Genomic DNA, 23,815 nt, shown 5'->3' on the forward strand with positions numbered 1-23,815 from the left:
GTATGTCTGTCCAGCCAGAAATGCCTTACAACATATAGTATAGTTTATTGGTGGTGTCACCACATCGCGCAAGGTCACTGTCGTCGAATCGTCTTATTCACAAAGCGCACACAGGGAGGTTATCCACAGATTCCTTGTAAGCGCTCACAGCCTGTCCACAGGGTGTCACGCAGCCCTGACAGAAACTGCAGGGATTGTGATCCCCTTCGTTTACGTACGTGCGGCTTGCCAGGCGCGCGGGTCTTTCAGGAACTCCTCGACACCTGCGAGCGTGTCAGCGTCAAAGCTGCCTTGGGCCTTTGCTTCGGCCAGAACATCCCACCACGTGCACAGGTGGTGCAGCGCGACGCCATGATCGCCGAGCGTTTTCTCTGTCTCAGGGAAGATGCCATAGTAAAAGATGACGGCCGTGTGCCCGCACGTCGCTCCGGTGTCCCGGATCGCATCCACAAAGCTGAGTTTTGACCCGCCATCGGTGGTCAGATCCTCAACCAGCAAGACGCGCTGACCCTCGCTCATGTCCCCTTCGATCCGGGCATTGCGCCCGTATCCTTTGGGTTTTTTGCGCACGTAGGTCATGGGCAGAGCCATCCGTTCGGCCACAAGGGCTGCAAACGGAATGCCTGCGGTTTCCCCACCCGCGATGTTGTCAAATGCCTCAAACCCAGCGTTGCGCATCACTGTGACCGTCAGGAAATCCATCAGCGTCGCGCGAATACGCGGGTGGCTGATCAGCTTGCGGCAATCGATATACGTGGGCGAGGGCAGGCCGGAGGCGAGCGTGAATGGTTCGGCTGCGTTGAAGTGCACGGCCTTGATCTCGAGCAGCATACGGGCGGTGAGGCGTGCCATTTCTTCGGGGCTTGGATAGCTGGTAGGGATCATATCGCTTGTCTTTCGAGCCGTTGGGCCGGTGGCGCGAGCAGGAGCCTCCGGCGGGGATTTTCTTGAAACAGAGACGTTACTGGACGGACCAATTCAATTCGAAACCAGGGTCAAAGACAGTGACGGGACCGTCTTCGGTGTCGACGTGGCCATGTTTCGGGGATGGAGTCCTGGTCAGAGTGAGCGTATCGGCATTCACTGGCAGGCCGTAAAAGGCAGGTCCGTTGCGTGACGCGAACCCTTCTAGCTTATCCATCGCGCTGTCCTCTTCGAACACGTGTGCAAGGATCGCCATCGTGTTGGGCGCGGTGAAACAGCCCGCACAACCGCACGGCAGCAACTTGTTGGCATCCGTGTGCGGTGCGCTGTCGGTGCCGAGGAAAAACCGTGTCTCACCGCCTGTTGCGGCGGCGCGCAAGGCAAGGCGGTGTGATTCCCGCTTTGCCACGGGCAAGCAATAGTAGTGCGGTTTGATACCGCCAGCGAGGATATGGTTGCGGTTGATCACCAGATGGTGCGTGGTGATCGTGGCCCCTAGGCTGTCGTCCTGTGCGCGGGCGTAGTCCACCGCGTTTGACGTTGTGATGTGTTCCATCACCACCTTCAGCCCCGGCGTGGCCCGTCGCAGTGGGTCCAGTACGCGGTCGATAAACACGGCCTCGCGGTCAAAGATGTCAATGTTGGCATCCGTTACTTCGCCATGAACGCACAGCGGAAGGCCAATTTGCGCCATTCGGTCGAGCGTGGCACGGATTTTCCCAAAATCCGCCACGCCAGACGCCGAATTCGTGGTCGCGCCAGCGGGGTACAGCTTCACCGCTTTGACAAGGCCGCTTGCATGGGCGGCGGCGACGTCATCGGGGTCAGTGTCCTCAGTCAAATAGAGCGTCATCAGGGGCTCAAATGACATCCCCTCTGGCAAAGCGGCCATGATCCGGTCGCGGTAGGCCATAGCTTGGGCGCCAGTGACCACAGGCGGCACCAGATTGGGCATGATGATCGCACGTGCAAAATGCTGGGCGGTGTGAGGCAGAACGGCACGCATCATTGCGCCATCGCGCAGATGCAGGTGCCAATCGTCGGGGCGGGCAATCGTAAGGGACGTCATGGCAAGCGCGTTAGCACGGGCGCGCGCGCAAGCGCTAGCCCTCCTGCGCGTCTGTGTCGTTCTTTTCGTCGGTTTGCTGCGCCGCTTCGCGCTGCGCCTCGATTTCGGCACGGCGGCGGACAAATCGCGGCGCATTGATGCGCTTGGCGACGTTGTACGCCAGCAGATACGTTAGCTCCGTGCGTTTGGCCCCATCGAGTGCAACCATCAGTCGCCGCAGGTATGGCAGGAATGTTCGCCGTGCGCGGTAAAGCTTGGCAAAAGAAGATTGGTCCAACGCGCCTGAGGCCGCTTGAATCAGCAACGGCGTCAAAATGCGCATCCGTACCAGATCGCCCTGCAATGCGTTGCCCATACGCGGCATACGAAGCGGCACGGCACCTGCGGTTGCAAATAGGGTTGCGTGCATTGCATCCAACTGCTCGAGCGGATCATAGACCACAAAGGCCTGCGCGCAGGCGTCCAGCATATCCGGAGCATATCCATACCGAGTTGCGAAATCAGTGCGGCGCATTTCGATAAACCGTGTGTCCCATTCCGTCAGGCGTGCATCCAGCGTGGCCTGAGGCTGGATCGTTACGACGCGTGCGCCGGGTGCTGCGACGGAAAAGGCGGCCGCGGCGTACCCACAGGGGCCTGCGCCGTAAAAAAGCACGGTTTCAAAATCGTCAAAGAAGCCGTCATCCACAAGCCGATCAAACAGCCCGATCACATCAGGGTCGCGAAACCACGTATCGCCATCCGCTGCGATGCACAGGCTTGACCAGTTCTCTTGGCGCACAAAGGTCCAGCCCAGTGGCTCGGCCCCAGAGGTGAGCGCCTGCATGCCTTGCACGGATTCAAAGCTAACGATCAACGTGTCGCCGCGCCGCACATGTGCAGCAAAGTGTTTCTTTCCAAGGGATTCGAAAAACCCGTGATCCTCAGAAACGGCCTGCAATTCAGCGCGCCATTTGCCTTGCGGCAATTCGGCAAGGTCGGGATCGAATTTGGTGTCTGCGTCCTGCATCGCAATACCTCATACTCCCGGCGTTCTAAGCCCGGGTTTGCCTTTAGCTAGATAAGTAATACGGCGAAAGTAAGAAGACTTTGAGCGACTTTTTTGCCGTATATCCGGCTCAGGACGTCCCTGAAGAGGCTTTACGCGCATAGCGCAACACGAATTGAGCCTCTTGAACCGAGAGGGGCTGTGCGGGTGGTGTCAGGAGCAGGCGTCCGAACAAGGCGCGATTGGGTTCTTGCTCCATCAGCGTTTCAAACCGCGCTTTGCGCCATGCCACGGCGTCGTCGTGCAGGGTGGCAATCGCCTGATCGGCGCGCAAAATTTTCAGTATCTCATCCCGTGCCCGGTCATAGCGTCGGATTGAGGTGTCTATGTCTGTGTTGAAGTTCCGTTCGATCCAGTAATCGGCGCCCAGTGTCGCGTCTGTCCGATTCACGCGGCCCCGGTCCACCTTGACGACATAGCTTTCTATTGCGCCAAGCGGGTAGTGGTTAAGCTGTACAAGTCCATAATTGCTTTGGGCGAAGTTCGAGAAGATGCGCTTGGTCTTGAATTGCGCGTCCAGTGCGCGGCCGTGCCCGTCAAACCAGCGCGCGGCGTCGACACGGCCCGCATCTGGCGCGCGCGGGCGGTGCACCCCGGGTTTTTTGTAGGTCCCGTCATTGGCATAGAGCGTTTTGAACATAGAGGCCCGCCACGGCCAGTGCAGGATGTCAGGCGCCGCCTTGTCAAAGGTTTCGGTCACCGGCTGGTCGCTGTATCGCACTTGCCCGTTGTTCCCAAAAAGCCGCCAGGTGAGGGTAATTGCAGAGGCTTCGGGCAGGGCGTCATGCAGCGCTGCAAACGTGCCATCGCCGGTATGGATGTTCACGAATTCATCCACGTCTATCGCCAAAATCCAATCTGCGGCGCGCACAACGTCCAATTTGGCCGCAAGGTTTAGCGCAGTGAACTGGATGCCAGCAGAGTCATATGGACCGTCGTTACGCACATGGGTGAGCCAGCCAAGTTCTGCCAACTTATCCAGCATATCATCGGTGCCATCGTCGCAATCATTTGAAAACACGACGAAATGATCCACGCCGACGGCCCTGTGATGGGCCAGCCATTCCAGCAAAAACGCGCCTTCGTTGCGCATTGTGGTAATGACAACATGGCTCACAGGTTGGCCCTTGGGGTTTTACGCCGCTGCGTTGTCACCCCGCACACGGCAGAAATTGGAAACATGTTATGCCGCCTCTTGTGGGTTTGGGTGCGCAATCGCCCATACCTCGTTTTCTCAGATCCACATGTTCTACACATGTACTGCGAAACCATGCCAGTTTGGCAAAAATCCGTCAACGCGCGCGCGCCGCGAGGGCTTGACCTCCGGGCGTCGTGATGCAGGTTGGGTGGGAGATAGAAGGACTTTCCATGCCCATCCCCCAATCGATCGACGCCGTACAGGCCATGCTGGACGCCCAAGGATATGTCTGTGACCGTGCCTTGGGCACTGTAGTGTTCCTAAGCCTTAAACTGGGCCGACCGCTGTTTCTGGAAGGGGAAGCTGGCGTAGGTAAAACCGAAATCGCCAAGGCCCTGAGTGCGGGGCTGGGACGGCGCTTGATCCGTCTGCAGTGCTATGAGGGGCTTGATGCGTCTTCCGCGGTGTATGAGTGGAATTTCCCGGCGCAAATGGTGGCCATCCGCACAGCCGAAGCAGCGGGCGGGTCGGATCGTCAGGCGCTACAAACGGAGCTGTTTTCAGACGATTACCTGATCAAACGCCCATTGCTGGAGGCGATGCAGCCAGATGAAGCCGGCGCGCCCGTGCTGTTGATTGACGAGTTGGATCGCACCGACGAACCGTTCGAGGCCTTTCTGCTCGAAGCGCTCAGTGATTTTCAGGTCACGATTCCTGAGTTGGGGACGATCAAGGCCCCTGAACCTCCCATCGTGATTTTGACCTCTAATCGCACCCGCGAAGTGCACGACGCCCTCAAACGCCGTTGTCTTTATCACTGGGTCGATTATCCCGACTTCCAGCGTGAGATGGACATATTGACGGCGCGCGCACCGGAAGCCGCGGCCAGTTTGAGCCGTGAAGTCGTCGCCTTTGTGCAGCGATTGCGCACAGAGGATCTGTTCAAGAAGCCGGGTGTGGCCGAGACCATCGACTGGGCCAAATGCCTGCTTGCGCTGGATGTTTTGACGCTCAGCCCAGAGGTGATTGCGGACACACTTGGCGCTGTCCTGAAGTATCAAGACGACATACAGAAACTGCAGGGGTCTGAGGCTAAGCGCATTTTGGACGAGGCCAAGGCGTCTCTCGAACCGGCATGACGTTTCTTATGGCCGTAAATACTACGGGTGTCTGGGGGCTGCCCGCTGGTCCAGCATATGCCTGAATACGTGCCTCTTGATCTGCCAGAGCATCCGAAACTGGCCGGTAACATCGCCCATTTTGCGCGGGCATTGCGCCGTGCCGGTGTGCCCATCGGTCCAGGGCGCCTGATCGATGCGATCGAAGCTGTTCAGGCAGCGGGCTTCACTGAAAAGCGTGACTTTTACTGGACGCTGCACGCCTGTTTCGTGTCGCGCCCCGAACACCGTGCCGTGTTTGGGCAAATCTTCCGTCTTTACTGGCGTGATCCGCGTTATTTGGAGCATATGATGGCGGCAATGCTGCCAGCGGTGCGCGGTGTGCAGGAAGATCGCGCAGCCCAAGCGGCAGAGAAGCGTGCGGCGGAAGCGCTGTTGGACGGGGCGACAGTCTCGGAAACTGAGCCTGACGAGGACGAGCAGGGCACCGAGATCGAAATCGATGCGTCGCTGACCACCTCTGCCGATGAGCAACTCAAGAGCCTTGATTTTGAGCAGATGAGTACGGATGAAATGGCGCGGGCCAAAGCCATGTTGGCGCGCATGACGCTGCCCGTCGATCCTATCCCGTCACGACGTGCGGCTCTTGCACATAGCGGGCGCATTGATCGGGCGCGGTCGTTGCGTGCCGCCATGCGTTTTGGTGGCGAGATGCGGGACTTGAAGTGGGTTCAGCCCAAACTGCGCTATCCCAACCTTGTGGTGCTGTGCGACATATCTGGCTCTATGAGCCAGTATTCCCGCGTGGTTCTCCATTTCTTGCACAGTGTGGCCAATGCCAAAGGCGCAGGCTGGGCCCGCGTTCATGCCTTCACCTTTGGGACGCGATTGACCAATATCACCCGCCATCTGGGCACGCGCGATGTGGATGCCGCCCTGCGCGCCGCCGGGGCAGAGGCGCAGGATTGGGAAGGTGGGACTCGCATTGGCAGTTGCCTTGAGGCCTTTAACCGCGACTGGTCGCGCCGCGTGCTGGGGCAGGGGGCGGTGGTGTTGTTGATCACCGATGGTCTTGATCGCGGAGAGGCGGACGACCTGGCCCGTCAGATGCAGCGCCTGCACTTGTCTGCGCGCCGTCTGATCTGGATCAACCCGCTGCTACGTTGGGATGAATTTGCCCCCAAGGCCCGTGGGATTGCGGCGATGCTACCCCATGTGGACAGCTTTCGCGCCGGGCACTCGATTGCATCGCTGGAGGAGTTGGCGGCCGTCATTTCACGCCGGGATGATGTGGGCGAGCGCGATCGCCTGATCAGGATGTTATCAAATTGAGCGCCTTGCGGCGCATTACATTTTTGATTTGGCGCTTCGGAACTCTCCTTCCCAAAGGATCGGAACCGCCCTTGATTGATCTCGCATCTGACAGAGATGTCTGCCCTTCCCAAGTCAAATAGCCGTATCCCCTAAAGGGGCCCCTCGGCGATTTCACTTGGCAAAACCAGCCCTCCCTGTCCGAAGCAGCTCAAGCAAGGGCGGCTCCGACCCAAAGGTCAGGCGAAGGTGGCCGCGAAGGTCGTCTGGTACGTCTCGGAAAGGTCCGCGAGAGGCGCGCTGGAGTTGCCCATCCACACTGTATCCCCGCTGAATTTGCCAACCGTCTGGATCGGCACACCCGCTTGACCTGCTGCAATCATCAAGGCTTCGGCCTTGTCAAAGCTACAGGCCACCAGATAGCGCCCCTGATCCTCGCCAAAGAGCGTGCTGGTATCGCTGCTGTCCAACACCATGCCGACGCCTGACCCATGGGCCATTTCGAAGGCGGCAAGCGCGAGCCCGCCATCGCTGAGATCGGTGCAGGCGTTGATCAGTGCCCGGTTGTCGCGGATGAAATCGCCGTTGCGTTTTTCTACGGCCAGATCGACGGATGGGGCGTCCCCTTCGGCGCGGTTGAAGACTTCGAGCAGAAGGGCGGATTGCCCAAGATGTCCTGTTCCCTCGCCGATCAATACGGCCAAGTGACCCTCACGCACATCGCACCCGATGATGTCATCGGGGGTCGCAATCAGCCCAACAGCCCCGATGGTGGGCGTTGGCAGGATCGCGGTGCCGTCCGTTTCGTTATAAAGCGAGACGTTGCCTGACACGATGGGCATGTCCAACGCGTCAACGGCCACACCGATCCCTTTGATCGCACCGACAAGCTGGCCCATGATTTCAGGCTTTTCAGGATTGCCAAAGTTGAGGTTGTCTGTTGTTGCCAACGGCGTGGCCCCTGTCGCTGTCAGGTTGCGGTAGGCTTCTGCCACGGCCTGTTTGCCGCCCATTTCCGGATTCGCCTGCACGTAGCGGGGTGTAACATCCGAGGTGAAGGCCAGTGCCTTGTCCGTTCCGTGTACCCGGACGATCCCGGCGCCCAGGCCGGGGGTGCGGGCGCTGTCGGCCATCACCATGGTGTCGTATTGTTCAAACACCCACGCTTTGGACGCGTAGTTGGGGCTTGCCAGCAGTGCCTTCAGCCCATCGATGGGATCGACATTTACGACGTCTGCCAGCGGCTCAGGCGCTGGTGTGGGCACCCAGGGGCGGTCATATTCGGGAGCTGTCGAGGCAAGTTTGGACAGAGGCAGATCGGCCTTTGTCTCGCCGTTGAGCTGGATCAGGAAACGGTCTTCGGCAATAGTTTCACCCACGATTGCAAAATCGAGATCCCACTTGTCGAACACGGCCTTGGCCTCGGCCTCAAGTTCGGGGCGCAGGACCATCAGCATGCGTTCCTGAGATTCCGACAGCATCATCTCGTAGGCGGTCATTGCCGTTTCGCGCACAGGTACTTTTTCAAGGTCGAGACGCACGCCCAGACCGCCTTTGTCACCCATTTCCACGGCGGAGCAGGTAAGGCCCGCCGCGCCCATGTCCTGAATGGAGATCACAGCCCCGGTGGCCATGAGTTCCAGCGTGGCTTCCATCAGCCGCTTTTCGGTAAAGGGGTCGCCGACCTGTACGGTGGGGCGCTTTTCTTCGATCGTATCGTCAAATTCTGCGGATGCCATCGTGGCACCGCCGACGCCGTCGCGCCCCGTTTTAGCGCCGAGATAGACCACCGGCATGCCCACGCCCGAGGCGGCGGAGTAGAAGATCTTGTCCGCATCCGCGAGGCCAGCGGCAAAGGCGTTTACAAGGCAGTTGCCGTTGTAGGCCGGGTCAAAGCGGACTTCACCGCCGACGCAAGGCACGCCAAACGCGTTGCCGTACCCGCCAACGCCTGCCACGACACCGTGCACAAGCTGGCGGGTTTTAGGGTGGTCTGGTTCCCCGAAGGATAGCGCATTCATCGCAGCGATTGGGCGGGCGCCCATGGTGAACACGTCGCGCAGGATGCCGCCCACGCCTGTGGCTGCACCCTGATAGGGTTCAATGTAGGACGGGTGGTTGTGAGACTCCATTTTGAAGACCACGGCTTGCCCATCTCCGATATCGACCACGCCAGCGTTCTCGCCGGGGCCGCAGATCACCTGTGGGCCTTCAGTGGGGAGGGTGCGCAGCCATTTCTTGGATGATTTGTAAGAACAGTGTTCGTTCCACATCGCCGAAAAGATGCCGAGTTCGGTGAAGGTGGGGGTCCGACCGATAATCTCGAGAATGCTGTCGTATTCATCCGCGCTGAGGCCATGGGCCGCGATCAGGTCTTGTGTGATGGCTGGATCGGTCATGCGCTCTTGTCCCCTGACTGCACTTCTTGCGTTGCGGCTCCTCTTACAAGGCAGAACAGTCGGGGGGAAGGGGGCGTAAAGCTCAGCGTCGGCTTAGAAGAACTACGTCCCTTGGGCCGTCATCATCGGCGAAAAATCTAGGCGGAATTGCATTGCGGAACAGCTGTTTGGATTCATCCAAAATCAAGTCGGATCCGTTAAACGTCACCTTGTCTGTGAAGGTGGTTACATTCAGGTCGTCGCTAAGGGGGCGAAAACTCGACCCGGCCTTGTTCAACACGAATAGTCGAACGCGGTCGTCTCGAATGAAATACAGCCCATTGGTCACGCCAATAAAGGCGCCATCCGATGTGAAGACGCGCAAACCGATTTTTCCTGCAATCTGGTCTTTGTCAGAGTCCGACAGTTCTGCCTGTGCAATGCCGGCGGTCAAGATGAAGGCAAGTGCGATCGTGTGTAGTGCTTTGAACAACTGTGACATGATTTGTCTCCTTTTTGATACATGGACTACACGTGAGGTCGGGCTTTTATTCACGACGGAAACCCGGGCTCGCGCGCTTGTGCGGTTTGCGTGAACAAAAGAGGACTGGTTAGTCGCCGGGTTTGTCGCCTGCGGGTGCCGCCGCCTCTTGCTCTTGTGCGGCTTGTGCTGCCGCACCTGCAATGGCCCGCTTTTCGGTGTCCGTCAACTTTCCTTCGCCTTCCGAATGGGGCAAAGCAACCCGCACTTCACGACGTGCAAACTCAATGCCGTTCTCTGCAAACGCGGCATTCACCCGGTTGTAGATTTCCTTGCGGATGGTGAACTGTGTGCCGGGTTTGGCCATGAACTTGCCCCGGATCACGATGCCCACATCGTCGAACTGGAACACACCCTGCGACTTGAAAGGCTGGAGGAAATCATCGCCGTAAATTTCATGTTGCAGCAGGTCCTGCCCGATCTTCTTGAACAGCTTGCGCACCTTTTCCGGGTCGGTGCCAAAGGGCACGGTAAAGATCAGTTTCATGATCACCCAATCGCGTGAAAAGTTCGTGATCTTGGGGATTTCACCATAGGGCAGGGTGTGAACCGGGCCTTTATGGTGGCGCAGTTGCATGGAGCGGATCGAGATTTTTTCGACAGTTCCCATGGTGCCGTTTACATCGACATACTCGCCTGTGCGGAACGCATCGTCGATCAGAAAGAAGATACCGGACACAACATCGGAAACCAGCTTTTGGGCGCCGAAACCGATAGCAAGGCCGACGATACCAGCACCGGCCAGAAGCGGGGTTGTGTCCACGCCCACGTTGCTCAGGGCGAGCAGAACAAAGAGAATTACAATTGCCGCCTGCGATACGCCAAGGATCAGGGGCAGGACAGTTGAAAGCCGCGATCCACCAGCGCCGCCGCCGTCACCTGTGTCTTCAGTCTCCGGATCAAAACCAGCAGATGTTTGTTCCTGTGCGAGCTTGCGGTTGATGTAGAGGGAGACCAGTTCGTAGACGATGTAGCCGACCGAGATGATCATCAGGAATTCGATCATGTTGGCGGCCAGCCGCTCGCCCACACCGGCCGAGGCCAATCCGCCGGGCGTCATGCCCCAGAACCGGCCAATGATCATCAGAACAAGTCCAAACACGATGACCCGGCCGATACGGATATAGGAGCGTTTCGCCGCATAATATGCCCGCGCCGCAATGGGGCCTTCTCCAGTCATGGGCGGGGACAAATGATGCACCATTCCACGGATCAACGTGTCCATCGCAGGCGTAAACAACAACAGGATCATGGTCTTGTAGTGCGGCAGGGTCAGCAACAATGCGAAATTGCCGTAGCTCGACACGATGTTGACAACCCACCACGTCCCGAATGTGACGGCGAGTCCAAAGATCGGGAATGCCAGTGCGATGCGTTCTTCGACTGGGCTCACATCAGGTTCTGAGCCGCGCATCATCATGATCAAACCTTCGCGGTTTCTCCAGATGATAAGGGCGAGATAAACATGAACACTCAGGTTCAGCCAGAACCCAATCCGGGTTTCCCCAGCCGGGACACCATTGGCTGTGTTGAAGGCAAGAATAAAGAATGTGAACCCGATCAGGAAGGTGAGCCAGAACATGTGGAACGCGATGGTCTTGGCGGTCCGATCGTCCGTGTGGACGAAGCGATAGGCGGGGTTGTCCGGGGCCATGACGAACCGCGAGATGGCGCCTGCCATCCGCGGCAGCACGATCAACATGGGAACCGCCAATGCAATGAATGGTCGGTAAAGTTCGGGGATGACATTGTGTGTCATGATGCCCGCAACAACAAAAAAGACGAGCACCGCACCAACCTGGCCCATAAGCCGTTTGAACAAGAGTGAGACGGTTTCACGAATTGAGGCATCCGCGTTCATTTGCGCAGGCAGCTTCAACCAGGGACGTGCGACCTGACGAAACAGCAATTCCGCAACAACCGCGACCGCAATGACAGCGCCCAAGGCCACAAAAAGGTAAAGCAGCCCAGTCCCACCAAAAAAGTTTACAAAATTGGCAAATGCTTCGCCTTGTTTGATGAACGCGACCGGAAGCCGTCTGACCGCCTCGAGCACGTTGTCACCGGCGCCGCTTGTGGCATGATATATGAACTCGCTCAGACCAGCAGCGCTGGCTACTTCATCGACAGTCTGCGTATTGAGTTGATCCAACAGCAGGGCGCGCACTTCGCTGTCACTCAGGCGAGAGATCAATGCGTTGGCAGCTTCGGGGGTCAGTGGATCAGGGAGTTCGGCAACCGTCGGCTCTGAGGAACCACCACCCGTCGAAGGCATGAGCGATTGTGCAAAAGCGCTTGTTCCGATCAAGACAGACAGTATGACCGCGACCGTCTGAATCGCCACTTTATTTAAACGCATACCATCCCCGTTTGACATTGCCCTTGCATCACAATGCGTCTTGCACGGGCGCAGTTGCAAGCAATTTGAGGGGCGGCCTGTTTCAGTGGCGGTAAAAAAAAGGCCGAGCACGAAGCTCGGCCAAGTCCAACAGGGAGGTATGAAGATGGCGCGGGAGCGCATCGTCTTCATGATGATGAATTAAGTGCCGAAATGCTGCTGTTCAAGGCGCTTTGCAAATGTTCTTAGGAATGGCCGCTATGCATTGAGTGCATACCTTAGGCGTTTTCACGTGCTCTCAGCGCCTTGCGGTAGGCTGTGATTTCTTCCTGAACGAAGTCTCTGAACGCCGCTATCCTCTTGGATTGGCGCAGTTCTTCAGGATAGGCTAAAAACACGGGCACGTCTGCGGACTCAACGTCAGGCAACACTTTGACCAGCCGCGTGTCTTCGGCGCTGACGTAGTCAGGCAGAACGCCTATCCCGAGGTCTTGCAACACAGCCTGAAGCACGCCGAAGTAGTTGTTTACCGTCAGCAGGCTGCGCACGTCATAGGTGAGCATTTGTTTCACCAGAGTCGAGCTGGCGCCAACTTGCGTGGCGTTCACGCTTTGGCAGATCAGTCGGTGTTCGACCAAGGCGTCGAGATTGTCTGGAACACCGTTTTCGTCCAGGTAAGCCTGTGTGGCGAACAATTGCATCTTGACCGTCATCAGCCGCTTGCGGATCAGGTCGGCTTGACTGGGTTCCTTCATTCGGATGGCCACATCGGCCTCGCGCATGGGCAGGTCCAGCACCCGCTCTTCCAGCATCAGGTCAACGCGCAGATCAGGGTATTTTGCATAAAGCTTGACCAGTCGTGGGGCCAGCCACAAGGTGCCAAAGCCGATTGTCGAGGTGACGCGCAAATCGCCAAACACTTCTTCTTCGCTGTCGCGGATGCGTGCACTGGCCGTGTCGAGGCGCTTGTTCATTGCTGTGGTCGCATCGAACAGCAACTCACCCTGTTCTGTCAGGATCAAGCCTCGGGCGTGACGGTGAAAAAGGGTCGCGTTTAGCGATTCCTCAAGGCCGCGCACCTGACGGGACACCGCAGACTGGCTGAGGTTCAGCTTGTCGCCAGCGTGCGTCAGACTGCCCGCGTCAGCGACCGCGTGAAAAATGCGTAACTTGTCCCAGTCCATTAGCGTACAATCCGTAACCCTAACCCCACATACCGTGACTTGACCCCATTTCACACACCTGACGCGAGTGGAACCGTCTCTTTTTCAAATTAATTTGTGTACAGGTCATATATTGTGACCTATATTTGGGCAAAACTTATGTAAGACTGATCGCGGCAGGGGAGGCCACGCATGAGCACGCAGAAGATTTCCTTGAATGATCGGTATGACCTCGAAAAAAGCCCCGTTCTGCTGAACGGCACCCAAGCGCTGGTCCGTCTGGTGATGATGCAAAAGGCACGGGACACGGCCGCCGGATTGAATACAGCCGGTCTGGTCACGGGCTATCGCGGCTCGCCCCTAGGGGCGGTGGATATGCACATGACGCGTGCGCTGAAACCACTTGCAGCTCATGACGTGACCTTTCAACCGGGCCTCAACGAAGACCTTGCCGCAACAGCCCTATGGGGCGCGCAGCAGGCTGAACTGCGCGGTGAAGGCAAATTCGACGGCGTCTTTGGCCTTTGGTACGGCAAGGGTCCGGGTGTGGACAGATCGGGGGATGTGTTCAAGCACGCCAATATGGCCGGTACTTCGCCAAATGGTGGCGTTGTCGTTGCGATGGGGGATGATCACACCGGAGAATCCTCAACCGTGCTGCACCAGTCCGAATGGGCGTTGGTGGATGCCTATATGCCGGTTGTGTCGCCCGCAGGCGTTCAAGAGATCATGGACTACGGCCTTTATGCTTGGGCACTCAGCCGCTTTTCCGGCACATGGGTTGGCCTCAAGACGATGAAAGACACGGTCGAGGCCACAAGCGTTGTGGATGGCGACCCGCATCGTCTGAATTTTGTGCAACCACAGTTTGACATGCCTGAGGGTGAGCTGAACATCCGGCTGGTGGATGACCCCACTGCGATGGAAGCGCGGGTGATTGACCAGAAACGGTTCGCAGCGGAGGCGTTTTCCCGCGCCAACAAGATGGACAAACGCGTTTGGGGCAAGCCGGGGGCAAAGATTGGATTCGTCGCGGCGGGCAAGAACTGGCTGGATTTGATCCATGCGATGTCCTTGCTGAACATTGATGAGGGTGAGGCTGAACGTCTTGGCATCACAACATACAAAGTCGGCCAGACTTTTCCGCTGGACATGCAAGGGTTCAATGAATGGGCCGAAGGCCTCGATCTGATCGTTGTGGTCGAAGAGAAACGCAAATTGATCGAAGTGCAGATCAAAGAGGCGATTTTCGACGACCGTCGCGGGCGGCGTGTCTATGGCTGGTACAAGGGCGGTGCCGGTGCCTTGCACCGCGAAGAATTATTCCCGACGCGCGGCGCGCTTGACCCGATCTGGATTGCTGAAAAGTTGGGCGAAATCATGATTGAGGAAGGGCGCGAGACTGACGGGATCAAGGCAGGCATGGCCACGCTGGATGAAGCCCGCCGTTCAGACAACGCCGAAGATATCGCAGCGCGGCTCCCGTATTTCTGTTCGGGCTGCCCGCACAATTCATCGACCAAAGTGCCCGAAGGCAGCCGTGCTTACGCAGGCATCGGGTGCCACTACATGGTGCAGTGGATGGACCGCGAGACCATCGGCTACACGCATATGGGTGGCGAAGGTGCCAACTGGATCGGTGAGGCGCCGTTTTCTGAGCGCGGCCATGTGTTCCAGAATATCGGGGACGGGACGTACAACCACTCCGGTGTGCAGGCAATCCGCGCAGCGCTCGCCGCTGGCACCACGATGACTTACAAGATTCTCTACAACGATGCCGTGGCCATGACAGGCGGGCAGGGCAACGATGGTGGCTTAGATCCTTACCGGATCGTCAACGAAGTCCGCGCGATGGGCTGCGAGAATGTGGCTGTTGTCTATGATGACAAAGAAGACGTGGACGTTTCCCGCTTTCCTTCAGCCGTGCCAACACACGAACGCGCCGAACTGCAACTTGTACAGGAGCGCTTTGCCAAAACAGAAGGTGTCAGCGTTATCGTCTATGTGCAAACCTGTGCCGCTGAAAAGCGCCGTCGGCGCAAACGTGGGACGTTTCCGGATATCGACAAGCGCGTGTTCATCAACACCGACGTCTGTGAAGGATGTGGCGACTGCGGGGTGCAATCCAATTGCGTGTCCATCGTCCCGGCCGAGACCGAATTGGGCCGTAAGCGGGCGATCGATCAGTCCAGCTGCAACAAGGATTTTTCCTGTGTCAAAGGGTTCTGTCCCTCATTTGTGACCCTTGAGGGCGCGCAAGTGAAGAAACAGGCGACCGCAACGCTGGATCTACCGGATTTGCCCATGCCAGACCTGCCGACCATCAAGGGCACATGGAATGTGGTCATCACCGGGGTGGGTGGAACGGGCGTCGTGACCATCGGTGCTGTGCTTGCGCAGGCGGCCCATATCGACGGTAAGGGCGCGGGCATGATGGAGATGGCCGGATTGGCCCAAAAGGGCGGGGCGGTGCACATCCATTGCCGTCTGGCGAATGACCCTGCTGACATCAGCGCCATCCGTGTGGCAACGGGGGAGGCGGACGCCCTCATTGGGGGCGATCTGGTCGTGAGTGCAGGGGCTAAGACGTTGGGCCTGACCGCGACGGGGCGCACGGGTGCAGTGATCAACAGCCATGAGATCATTACCGGCGACTTTACCCGCGATACAGAGTTTGCGTTGCCAACAGACCGCTTGACGCTTTCGGTTGAGGCGCGTCTGCAAGGGCGGGTCGATATGTTTGATGCCTCTGATCTGGCGCGCGCCACGATGGGGGATTCGATCTTTTCCAACATGATGATCTTTGGGGCCGCGTGGCAACGCGGGCTGGTGCCGCTGTCTCTGGATGCGATTATGCAGGCGATTGATCTCAATGGTGCTGCCGTCGACAAGAACAAACGTGCTTTCGAAATCGGGCGCTGGGCGGTGCTGCACGGTGAAGAAGCTGCACGCGTGGCTGAACCCAAAGTGGTGCAGATGCCCAAGACGCTTGAAGACAAGATCACCTTCCGCGCTGACCATCTGACCAAATACCAAAGCAAGCGGCTGGCGAAACGCTATCGCAAATTGGTGGACGGGATCAGCGATGTGGCTGTGAAAGAAGCAGTCGCCAAGGGGTATCACAAGCTGCTGGCCTACAAGGACGAATACGAAGTCGCACGCCTGCATCTGGACACCGAATCCAAGGCGCGCGAGCAGTTTGACGGAGAGTTCACCATGAATTTCCACCTTGCCCCGCCAATGCTCTCCAAGACAGGCCCGGACGGGCGCCCGATGAAAAAGGAATACGGGCCGTCCATGATGCGCAATTTCCGCATTCTGGCGCGAATGAAGGGACTGCGCGGTACACCGTTGGACCCCTTTGGCCGCACCGAAGAGCGGCGTATGGAACGCGCACTGATCCGCCAATACGAGGCAGACATGGCAGAGGTTTTGGCCAAGCTCAGCGATAGCACGCGCGATGTAATCGTAGCACTTGCTGCGCTCCCGTTGGACATTCGTGGCTTTGGTCCTGTCAAACATGCAAACGCGGCCAAAGCGGAAAAACGGCGCGAAGAACTGCTATCGGTGATCCGTTCAGGCGGGACCACGCAGGCACAGGCGGCGGAGTAAAGCCGTCATGCGCACGTCATAAAAGCTTTGCAGACTGGGTCACCGACAGTACATAGAGCGCATGTAAGACAGAGGCCGAACCCCAAAACCATGCCCAGCAGTAACCGCCAAATTGCCCGCGAAATCTCGTATGCCCATTCGGCAGAGACAAAAGGTGGGCGCGCGCTGATCCGGTTGATCGAGAACACGACGGGGCGCATGCGGTTGATCAAACGCGCTGAGGGCTATGAGGACGAGGTCGCGGCGGGCCGTGATTTCTGGGCTGTCATGGTCGAGCGGTATGGGCTGAGCCTTGATATCGTCGGGGGCAGTCTCGACAACATCCCGCGTGACAAGCCGCTGATCCTGATTGCCAATCACCCGTACGGCATACTGGACGGGCTTATGATGGGCCATATCCTGTCGATGGTGCGTGGGGATTTTCGGCTGATGGCAAATTCGGTCTTCAAAAAGGCCGAAGAGCTAAACCGAGTGCTACTGCCCATCAGCTTTGACGACAGCCGCGAAGCGATGGCGATGAACATCGCCACCCGCAAAGAAGCGCTGCGCTATCTGGGAGAGCGTGGCGCCATTGGAATCTTCCCCGGTGGTACGGTCAGTACCGCAGTCAAACCCTTTGCAAAACCAATGGATCCCGGTTGGCGCAGCTTTACAGCGCGGATGGTCGCCAAGTCGGAAGCGACCGTTGTGCCGCTGTACTATGATGGCCACACCAGCCGTTTGTTCCAGATCGCGAGCCATACGCACAACACATTGCGCCTTGGCCTGTTGATCAAGGAGTTCAAAAAGCGCGTCGATACGCCGGTCAAGGTTGTGATCGGAGAACCCATTGACCGCGCGGTTCTGGACCCGATGGCGGGTGATCCCAAACAGATGATGGAATTCCTTCGAAAAGCCACGTATGAGCTGAACCCGAACCCGGTGAAAATGTTTGATCTGGGGTATGAGTTCGAAGAGCGGCACCGCACCTGAACCGCAGCAAGGCCCATGTGATGGCGATAGGTATTTTTGATTCCGGATTGGGCGGTTTGACCGTCATGGACGCTGTGCGGACACGGCTGCCTGATGTGCCGTTCGTGTATCTGGCCGACAGCGCCAATGCCCCTTACGGCGTGCGCACTGCGGACGACATCTATGATCTGACATGCAAAGCTGTGCAGCGCCTGTTCGATGCGGGGTGTGATCTGGTGATTCTGGCCTGCAATACGGCCTCGGCCGCCGCCTTGCGGCGGATGCAGGAATCCTGGGTGCCGCAGGACAAGCGCGTGCTGGGTGTGTTCGTCCCGATGATTGAAGCCCTGACCGAACGGCAGTGGGGCGACAACTCCCCCCCAAGGGAAGTGGCTGTGCAGCATGTCGCCCTGTTTGCAACGCCCGCCACTGTGGCAAGCCGTGCTTTCCAGCGCGAGCTGGCGTTTCGCGCCATCGGTGTGGACGTTGAGGCGCAGGCCTGTGGTGGCGTCGTGGACGCTATCGAGGACGGGGACATGATCCTTGCGGATGCGCTGGTGCGCAGCCACGTCGATGCGCTGAAACGCAAGATGCCCCAACCGCAGGCGGCCATTCTGGGGTGCACGCACTATCCGCTCATGCAGGCGGAATTTCAGGATGCGCTGGGCGCGGATGTCTCTGTCTACAGTCAGGCAAACCTCGTGGGTGAAAGCCTTGCGGACTACCTTGAACGCCATCCCGACAAGATCGGCACGGGCGAGGCCGCATATCTGACCACTGGCGATCCGGTCCGTGTGAGCCAACGCGCCACGCAGTTTTTGCGACGACAGATCACGTTTGAAGCCGCCTGATCTGACACCTTCTTCGAAAGACACGATATGAGCTATTCCATCGCAATCTTGGGCGCATCCGGGTATACGGGCGCCGAATTGATCCGGCTGATTGCCCGGCATCCATCCATTGAAATCAAAGCCTTGGGCGCCTTTTCTAAGGCCGGACAGACGGTCGCACAGGTCTACCCGCATCTGCGTCATCTGGATCTGCCCGCTATGGTGCCCTTCGATCAGATCGACTGGAGTGGGATTGATCTGTGCTTTTGCGCGCTTCCGCACAAGACAAGCCAAGAAGTCATCCGTGATCTCCCCAAGAGCTTGAAAATTGTGGACTTGTCGGCAGATTTCCGGCTGCGCGATCCCGAGGCCTATCAAAAATGGTATGGCAACCCACATTCCGCCGTCGAGATGCAGGGCGAGGCCGTCTATGGCCTGACCGAATTTTATCGTGATGAGATTGCCGGTGCCCGGTTGGTTGCAGGCACAGGGTGCAATGCCGCCACCGGGCAGTTTGCACTGCGTCCACTGATTGCCGCGGGTGTCATTGATCTGGACGAGATCATCTTGGACCTCAAGGCGGCAGTGTCGGGTGCTGGCCGTGCGCTAAAGGAAAACCTTTTGCACGCTGAACTGAGCGAAGGATATCATGCCTACGCCCTTGGCAGCACACATCGGCATTTGGGCGAGTTCGACCAGGAGTTTTCGAAGGTGGCGGGTCGGGATGTTCATATCCAGTTCCAGCCCCATCTGATCCCCGCCAACCGTGGCATTTTGGGGACAGCCTATGTGCGTGGTGATGCGCAGGCCGTGCATGACACGCTGGCTGCTGCCTACGATGACGAGGTGTTTGTCGAAGTGCTGCCCATGGGAGAGGCCCCCAGTACGCGGCACATTCGCGGGTCGAACTTTTGCCATATCGGGGTCGTTCCAGATCGCAGGCCAGGCCGGGCGATTGTCATTGCTGCCCTTGATAACCTGACAAAAGGTTCTTCCGGCCAAGCGTTGCAAAATGCCAATCTGATGTTAGATATTTCTGAGACAGAGGGGCTGATGATGGCTCCGCTATTCCCGTGAGACCATGAAAAGCCTCAAGAAACAGCGCCGTATTCAGATTATCGCCTTGGCTGCGGTTGCTTTGACGCTGTCGACGGTGTTGATCGGCTATGCAATGCGCGATGGAATTAATTTCTTTCGCGCGCCCAGTCAGGTCATTGCTGAACCTCCGGGTCCAAATGAGGTGTTTCGCATCGGTGGTTTGGTCGAGGAAGGCTCGCTTGTTGTCGGTCAGGGGGAATCGATTCAGTTTGCGGTAACCGACGGAGGTGCGTCAGTTCCCGTCGTCTATACTGGCATCCGCCCGGATCTGTTTGGCGAAAACGAGGGCATGGTTGCGACAGGTCGATACATCAATGGTGTCTTTGAAGCCACTGAAATACTTGCGAAACATGATGAACAATACATGCCCTCAGAAGTCGTGGATGCCCTAAAAGAACAAGGCGTCTATGTGGACCCCAACGGCTAGCGTACGCAGGGCTTAAGGCCCGTTAACCCACAAATTGCAGTGTTTTCCGCGAAACGGACTTCGTGTCCAAGGGAGAACTGTGCATGCAAAGCGTCAGAGACATTGCCAAAGAAATCGTAGACCGCGAGGGCGGGTACGTGAACGACCCGGACGATCCGGGCGGAGCCACCAATTTCGGAGTGACGATCCACACGATGCGCCGGCTCGGCATTGATTTGGATGGGGACGGAGATATTGATGCAGCGGACGTGCGCCAGCTGACTCGGGCACAGGCAACCGACATCTTTGTCACGCATTACTTTGAACGACCACTGATCGAAGAGCTTCCGTCGACGCTACATGCCACCGTGTTTGACATGTACGTCAATGCGGGCGGCAACGCGATCAAGATACTGCAGCGACTGTTGAATGAGATGGGTCATCCTTGCGTCATCGACGGCGCGCTTGGGCCGAACTCGATTGGGGCTGCACGGGCGGCTTATGCAGACGCCCCGCAACACCTTGTGGATGCCTACGGCATCGCGCGGCGTAACTACTATTTCCGCATCGCAGATCGCCGCCCGGCAAGCCGTAAATACGCCCGCACCCGTGCCGGTGGTAAAGGCGGTTGGATCAAACGCGCCGAAGAATTTATCGCGCCGCGCTTTCATTTGAGCCCGGCGCAGTTTCAGGAAAGGGTCGAGTCATGGGGTTGATGGAACGGACGTTTGGGCTGCTTTTTGGCAATGGTGGCAATGTGATAAAAGACACCGTTGAGGTGTTTCGTGAAAACGCTGAAGCCGGTTCAGCGCGCTCTCACTCTGTGCAGATGGAGGCAATGCGCGGCCACAGCGAAGAGTTTCTGGTGTCGCGTCAGGGGGCGTTTGATCGGGTGATGGACGGAATCAATCGCTTGCCGCGCCCGGCGTTGGCTTTGGGCACGCTGGGCTTGTTCGTATCAGCGATGGTTGAACCGCTGTGGTTTGCAGAACGTATGCAAGGCATTGCCTTGGTGCCAGAGCCGCTTTGGTGGCTGTTGGGTGTGATTGTATCGTTCTATTTTGGAGCGCGACATCAGGTGAAGGCGCAGCAGTTTCAGCGCGAAATCGTCAGCACAATGGCGCATGTGCCGCAGGTCATGCAGAACGTGGCCGCCTTGCGCAAAATGCGCGCTAGCAGTGTAGGGGCCGCAGCGACGGGGCAGGACGTGCGCCTTGCGGCAGCGGCGGTCGCGCCAGATCAAAACCCCGCATTGGATGAGTGGCGTCGCCCGGCATGAAGTTGGAACGCGGCGGAAAATGACAAATTTTGCGTCAGGGGGCTCTGCCCCCATCCCGTTCCGGGACTCCCCCGGGATTTTTTAAATCAGAGAAGGGGCGGGATGGCAAAGCTGTGATCCCGTGTTCGCGTTTGTCGCATTGGCGCGGGGATGCGCCTAATCTATAAGCGCAACATGCTTACAGAACTCGGTCATTTCTCTCTCGTCCTCGCTTTTCTGGTCGCAATCTTGCAGGCTACGCTTCCCCTTTATGGCGCGTGGCGGCGAGATAGTCGGCTGATGGCCATGGCTGAACCCGCAGCCAACGCACAGTTCCTGCTGATCGCGTTTTCTTTTGCGGCGTTGATGTACGCGTTTATCGTGTCAGACTTTTCGCTGCGGTTGGTGGTGCTGAATAGCCATTCTGCCAAGCCGATGCTGTACAAGATTTCCGGCACTTGGGGGAACCACGAGGGGTCCATGCTTTTGTGGGTTCTTATTGTGGCGTTGTTTGGCGCGACTGCGGCCTGGTTTGGCGGCAATTTGCCGCCCTCGCTGCGCGCCCGTGTGCTGGCGGTCCAGGGCGCAATTGGCGTCGCTTTTCTGGCCTTTATCCTGTTTACGTCCAACCCGTTTGTGCGTCTTGCGGTGCCGCCCTTTGATGGGCAGGACCTGAACCCGTTGTTGCAAGACCCCGGTTTGGCCTTTCATCCGCCGTTTCTTTACCTCGGCTACGTGGGTTTGAGCATGGCGTTTTCTTTTGCCGTCGCGGCCCTCATCGAAGGGCGCGTGGACGCCGCCTGGGGCCGCTGGGTGCGTCCTTGGACACTGGCGGCATGGGTGTTCCTGACCATTGGGATCGCGCTTGGATCGTGGTGGGCGTATTATGAGTTGGGTTGGGGCGGCTTCTGGTTCTGGGATCCGGTCGAAAACGCGTCCTTCATGCCGTGGCTTCTGGCAGCAGCCCTCGTGCATTCGGCCATCGTTGTTGAAAAGCGTGAGAGCCTGAAGGCGTGGACCATTCTGCTCGCGATCCTTGCTTTTGGCTTTTCGCTGATCGGGACGTTCATCGTCCGCTCGGGCTTGCTGACATCGGTGCATGCATTCGCCAATGATCCGGAGCGGGGCGTATTTATTCTGATGATCATGGGCTTTTTCATGGGCGGCGCGTTGATCCTGTTTGCGCTGCGGGCCGGTGCGATGGAGGCGCGTGGCGTCTTTGGCATGGTCAGCCGCGAAAGCGCGCTGGTGGCCAACAATGTGCTGTTGGCGGTATCCTGTTTTGTGGTTTTTGTCGGGACGATGTGGCCGCTTGTGGCCGAGATGTTCTTTGATCGCAAACTCAGCGTGGGCCCGCCCTTTTTCAACATGGCCTTTACGCCGTTCATGGTGGTCCTTGGGTTGATCTTGCCTGTCGGTGCGATGATGCCGTGGAAGCGGGGGCAGGTGGTGCGTGCGATGCGTCCCTTGCGCTACGTGTTCGTTCTTGCGCTGGCCCTTGGCGGGCTGGCCTGGGCCTTGCAAACTGGGCGTAGTCTGGTCGGACCCATGGGCGCCTTCCTTGGTGCATGGCTGGTGATGGGCGCGATAGTCGATCTGGCCAGCCGGACGGGTCAAAAATTCAACGCAGGCCGATTGCTTCGGCTGCCACGCTCTGATTGGGGCAAGGCGGTGGCGCATGGTGGGCTTGGGATCACCATGTTGGGGGTTGCGGGGCTGACATCCTGGCAGTCCGAAGACATCCGCGTCGCCCAGATCGGAGCGCCGTTCGAGGTTGGCGGGTACACTTTGACCCTCGATAACGTCGAACAGTTGGAGGGGCCCAATTACCTCTCGACCATGGGCTTTGTGACATTGGCCAAAGACGGAAGTGAAATCGCTCAACTGCGCCCCGAAAAGCGCATTTACCCCGTGGCGCAGATGCCGACGACAGAGGCTGCCATCGATTACAATCTGGCGCGCGATGTCTATGTCGTCATTGGCGATGCACAACAAAATGGGGGATGGGCCGTGCGCACCTATATCAAGCCGCTGACCAACTGGATCTGGATCGGATGCGGGTTGATGGCGCTTGGAGGCCTCTTGTCACTGAGCGACAGAAGGTTCCGTGTGGCGGTGGGTGCGCGCAAAGTGCAAAAGCAGGTACCTGCGGAATGAAGCGCTTGGTTCTCGCCTTCTGGTTTGTACTGAGCTCGGCAGCTTTGGCGCTGGACCCAAGCGAAATGTTGGATGATGCGGTCCTTGAGGCGCGTGCGCGTGGTCTTGATCATGCGTTGCGCTGCGTGGTGTGTCAGTCGGAATCCGTTGCCTCCTCAAACGCGCAATGGGCGGTTGATACGCGCCGCGTGATCCGCGAACAGGTGGCAGCCGGGCAGAGCGATGTTCAAATCGTCGACTTCTTTGTTGAACGCTATGGCGAGTTTGTTCTGATGAACCCTCGGCCGTCGGGGTCCAACTGGCTGCTCTGGGCGGCAGGGCCGCTAATGTTCCTCCTCGCGGCTGGCATTGGGTTTGGCTATTTGCGCTCTCGCGCCAGTGCGCCCGTCGCTTCCGATGCGGCCCTGAGTGCGGATGAGGCCAAGCGCTTGCGCGAAATACTCGAAGAGTAACGGTGCGTCGGGGCTTTTCTAAA

Annotated in this window: 19 protein-coding genes; 11 read left to right on the forward strand and 8 right to left on the reverse strand. The window is 58.1% G+C overall.

Annotation, left to right across the window (positions count from 1 at the left end):
• Positions 1-210 precede the first annotated feature (210 nt).
• The 4 genes from DHN60_RS12445 to DHN60_RS12460 all read right to left on the reverse strand — a co-directional run bounded on the left by DHN60_RS12445 (position 211) and on the right by DHN60_RS12460 (position 4,158).
• Entirely contained in the window at positions 211-885 is a 675-nt protein-coding gene (locus tag DHN60_RS12445; protein WP_108837645.1) for an orotate phosphoribosyltransferase, read from the reverse strand.
• A gap of 76 nt (positions 886-961) precedes the next feature.
• Positions 962-1,993, reverse strand: coding sequence for a dihydroorotase (gene pyrC / locus DHN60_RS12450; protein ID WP_108837646.1), 1,032 nt, complete (start codon positions 1,991-1,993; stop codon positions 962-964).
• A 34-nt stretch (positions 1,994-2,027) separates the two neighbouring features.
• The gene (locus tag DHN60_RS12455) at positions 2,028-3,002 is read right to left on the reverse strand and encodes a phosphoadenosine phosphosulfate reductase (protein ID WP_108837647.1); all 975 of its coding nucleotides are present in this window, start codon (positions 3,000-3,002) and stop codon (positions 2,028-2,030) included.
• A gap of 109 nt (positions 3,003-3,111) precedes the next feature.
• Positions 3,112-4,158 carry a glycosyltransferase family 2 protein gene (locus tag DHN60_RS12460; RefSeq protein WP_108837648.1) on the reverse strand — a complete coding sequence of 349 codons (1,047 nt, stop codon included), beginning with the start codon at positions 4,156-4,158 and terminating at the stop codon, positions 3,112-3,114.
• 251 nt (positions 4,159-4,409) lie between these two features.
• Here DHN60_RS12460 and DHN60_RS12465 point away from each other — a divergent pair, with 251 nt between their 5' ends.
• Positions 4,410-5,318 (forward strand): MoxR family ATPase, encoded by a 909-nt coding sequence (locus tag DHN60_RS12465; RefSeq protein ID WP_108837807.1) that lies wholly within the window; start codon positions 4,410-4,412, stop codon positions 5,316-5,318.
• A 57-nt stretch (positions 5,319-5,375) separates the two neighbouring features.
• Positions 5,376-6,629: a VWA domain-containing protein gene (locus DHN60_RS12470; RefSeq protein WP_108837649.1), complete on the forward strand. Its 1,254-nt coding sequence runs from the start codon at positions 5,376-5,378 to the stop codon at positions 6,627-6,629.
• Positions 6,630-6,847: 218 nt separating this feature from the next.
• Here the strand turns inward: DHN60_RS12470 and purL are convergent, their stop codons facing one another.
• The 4 genes from purL to DHN60_RS12490 form a co-directional block, all read right to left on the reverse strand.
• Positions 6,848-9,007, reverse strand: coding sequence for a phosphoribosylformylglycinamidine synthase subunit PurL (purL, locus tag DHN60_RS12475; protein WP_108837650.1), 2,160 nt, complete (start codon positions 9,005-9,007; stop codon positions 6,848-6,850).
• 82 nt (positions 9,008-9,089) lie between these two features.
• Entirely contained in the window at positions 9,090-9,488 is a 399-nt protein-coding gene (locus DHN60_RS12480; RefSeq protein ID WP_108837651.1) for a hypothetical protein, read from the reverse strand.
• A gap of 109 nt (positions 9,489-9,597) precedes the next feature.
• Entirely contained in the window at positions 9,598-11,886 is a 2,289-nt protein-coding gene (locus tag DHN60_RS12485; protein WP_108837808.1) for a mechanosensitive ion channel family protein, read from the reverse strand.
• 257 nt (positions 11,887-12,143) lie between these two features.
• A complete protein-coding gene (locus DHN60_RS12490; protein WP_108837652.1) occupies positions 12,144-13,049 on the reverse strand; it encodes a LysR family transcriptional regulator in 906 nt (301 codons plus the stop codon).
• 171 nt (positions 13,050-13,220) lie between these two features.
• Between DHN60_RS12490 and DHN60_RS12495 the strand changes: the two genes are divergently transcribed.
• From DHN60_RS12495 to DHN60_RS12535, 9 genes are all read left to right on the forward strand, one after another.
• A complete protein-coding gene (locus DHN60_RS12495; RefSeq protein ID WP_108837653.1) occupies positions 13,221-16,640 on the forward strand; it encodes an indolepyruvate ferredoxin oxidoreductase family protein in 3,420 nt (1,139 codons plus the stop codon).
• A gap of 90 nt (positions 16,641-16,730) precedes the next feature.
• Positions 16,731-17,612 carry a lysophospholipid acyltransferase family protein gene (locus DHN60_RS12500; protein ID WP_108837654.1) on the forward strand — a complete coding sequence of 294 codons (882 nt, stop codon included), beginning with the start codon at positions 16,731-16,733 and terminating at the stop codon, positions 17,610-17,612.
• Between the two features lie 20 nt (positions 17,613-17,632).
• On the forward strand, positions 17,633-18,442 hold the full coding sequence (locus DHN60_RS12505; RefSeq protein WP_108837655.1) for a glutamate racemase: 810 nt from the start codon (positions 17,633-17,635) through the stop codon (positions 18,440-18,442).
• Positions 18,443-18,469: 27 nt separating this feature from the next.
• Entirely contained in the window at positions 18,470-19,498 is a 1,029-nt protein-coding gene (gene argC / locus DHN60_RS12510; RefSeq protein WP_108837656.1) for an N-acetyl-gamma-glutamyl-phosphate reductase, read from the forward strand.
• Positions 19,499-19,502: 4 nt separating this feature from the next.
• On the forward strand, positions 19,503-19,946 hold the full coding sequence (ccmE, locus tag DHN60_RS12515; protein WP_108837657.1) for a cytochrome c maturation protein CcmE: 444 nt from the start codon (positions 19,503-19,505) through the stop codon (positions 19,944-19,946).
• 83 nt (positions 19,947-20,029) lie between these two features.
• A complete protein-coding gene (locus tag DHN60_RS12520) occupies positions 20,030-20,641 on the forward strand; it encodes a holin-associated N-acetylmuramidase (protein ID WP_108837658.1) in 612 nt (203 codons plus the stop codon).
• Positions 20,632-21,204 (forward strand): holin family protein, encoded by a 573-nt coding sequence (locus tag DHN60_RS12525; protein WP_108837659.1) that lies wholly within the window; start codon positions 20,632-20,634, stop codon positions 21,202-21,204. Before DHN60_RS12520 ends, DHN60_RS12525 begins: the two co-directional genes overlap by 10 nt.
• A gap of 174 nt (positions 21,205-21,378) precedes the next feature.
• Entirely contained in the window at positions 21,379-23,340 is a 1,962-nt protein-coding gene (locus tag DHN60_RS12530; protein WP_108837809.1) for a heme lyase CcmF/NrfE family subunit, read from the forward strand.
• On the forward strand, positions 23,337-23,792 hold the full coding sequence (locus tag DHN60_RS12535) for a cytochrome c-type biogenesis protein (RefSeq protein WP_108837660.1): 456 nt from the start codon (positions 23,337-23,339) through the stop codon (positions 23,790-23,792). The genes DHN60_RS12530 and DHN60_RS12535 overlap by 4 nt, the downstream gene beginning before the upstream one ends.
• Positions 23,793-23,815: the final 23 nt, after the last annotated feature.

The sequence above is a fragment of the Tateyamaria sp. Alg231-49 genome (assembly GCF_900143535.1).
Lineage (GTDB): Bacteria > Pseudomonadota > Alphaproteobacteria > Rhodobacterales > Rhodobacteraceae > Tateyamaria.

Bases quoted from the DNA above. Each gene is read 5' to 3' on its own strand.
- DHN60_RS12480 (WP_108837651.1), bottom strand. From the start codon at position 9,488: ATGTCACAGTTGTTCAAAGCACTACACACGATCGCACTTGCCTTCATC.
- DHN60_RS12490 (WP_108837652.1), bottom strand. From the start codon at position 13,049: ATGGACTGGGACAAGTTACGCATTTTTCACGCGGTCGCTGACGCGGGC.
- DHN60_RS12455 (WP_108837647.1), bottom strand. From the start codon at position 3,002: ATGCAGGACGCAGACACCAAATTCGATCCCGACCTTGCCGAATTGCCG.
- DHN60_RS12520 (WP_108837658.1), top strand. From the start codon at position 20,030: ATGCAAAGCGTCAGAGACATTGCCAAAGAAATCGTAGACCGCGAGGGC.
- DHN60_RS12505 (WP_108837655.1), top strand. From the start codon at position 17,633: ATGGCGATAGGTATTTTTGATTCCGGATTGGGCGGTTTGACCGTCATG.
- DHN60_RS12500 (WP_108837654.1), top strand. From the start codon at position 16,731: ATGCCCAGCAGTAACCGCCAAATTGCCCGCGAAATCTCGTATGCCCAT.
- DHN60_RS12485 (WP_108837808.1), bottom strand. From the start codon at position 11,886: ATGCGTTTAAATAAAGTGGCGATTCAGACGGTCGCGGTCATACTGTCT.
- DHN60_RS12530 (WP_108837809.1), top strand. From the start codon at position 21,379: ATGCTTACAGAACTCGGTCATTTCTCTCTCGTCCTCGCTTTTCTGGTC.
- DHN60_RS12495 (WP_108837653.1), top strand. From the start codon at position 13,221: ATGAGCACGCAGAAGATTTCCTTGAATGATCGGTATGACCTCGAAAAA.
- pyrC (WP_108837646.1), bottom strand. From the start codon at position 1,993: ATGACGTCCCTTACGATTGCCCGCCCCGACGATTGGCACCTGCATCTG.
- purL (WP_108837650.1), bottom strand. From the start codon at position 9,007: ATGACCGATCCAGCCATCACACAAGACCTGATCGCGGCCCATGGCCTC.
- DHN60_RS12525 (WP_108837659.1), top strand. From the start codon at position 20,632: ATGGGGTTGATGGAACGGACGTTTGGGCTGCTTTTTGGCAATGGTGGC.
- DHN60_RS12535 (WP_108837660.1), top strand. From the start codon at position 23,337: ATGAAGCGCTTGGTTCTCGCCTTCTGGTTTGTACTGAGCTCGGCAGCT.
- ccmE (WP_108837657.1), top strand. From the start codon at position 19,503: ATGAAAAGCCTCAAGAAACAGCGCCGTATTCAGATTATCGCCTTGGCT.
- DHN60_RS12465 (WP_108837807.1), top strand. From the start codon at position 4,410: ATGCCCATCCCCCAATCGATCGACGCCGTACAGGCCATGCTGGACGCC.
- DHN60_RS12445 (WP_108837645.1), bottom strand. From the start codon at position 885: ATGATCCCTACCAGCTATCCAAGCCCCGAAGAAATGGCACGCCTCACC.
- argC (WP_108837656.1), top strand. From the start codon at position 18,470: ATGAGCTATTCCATCGCAATCTTGGGCGCATCCGGGTATACGGGCGCC.
- DHN60_RS12470 (WP_108837649.1), top strand. From the start codon at position 5,376: ATGCCTGAATACGTGCCTCTTGATCTGCCAGAGCATCCGAAACTGGCC.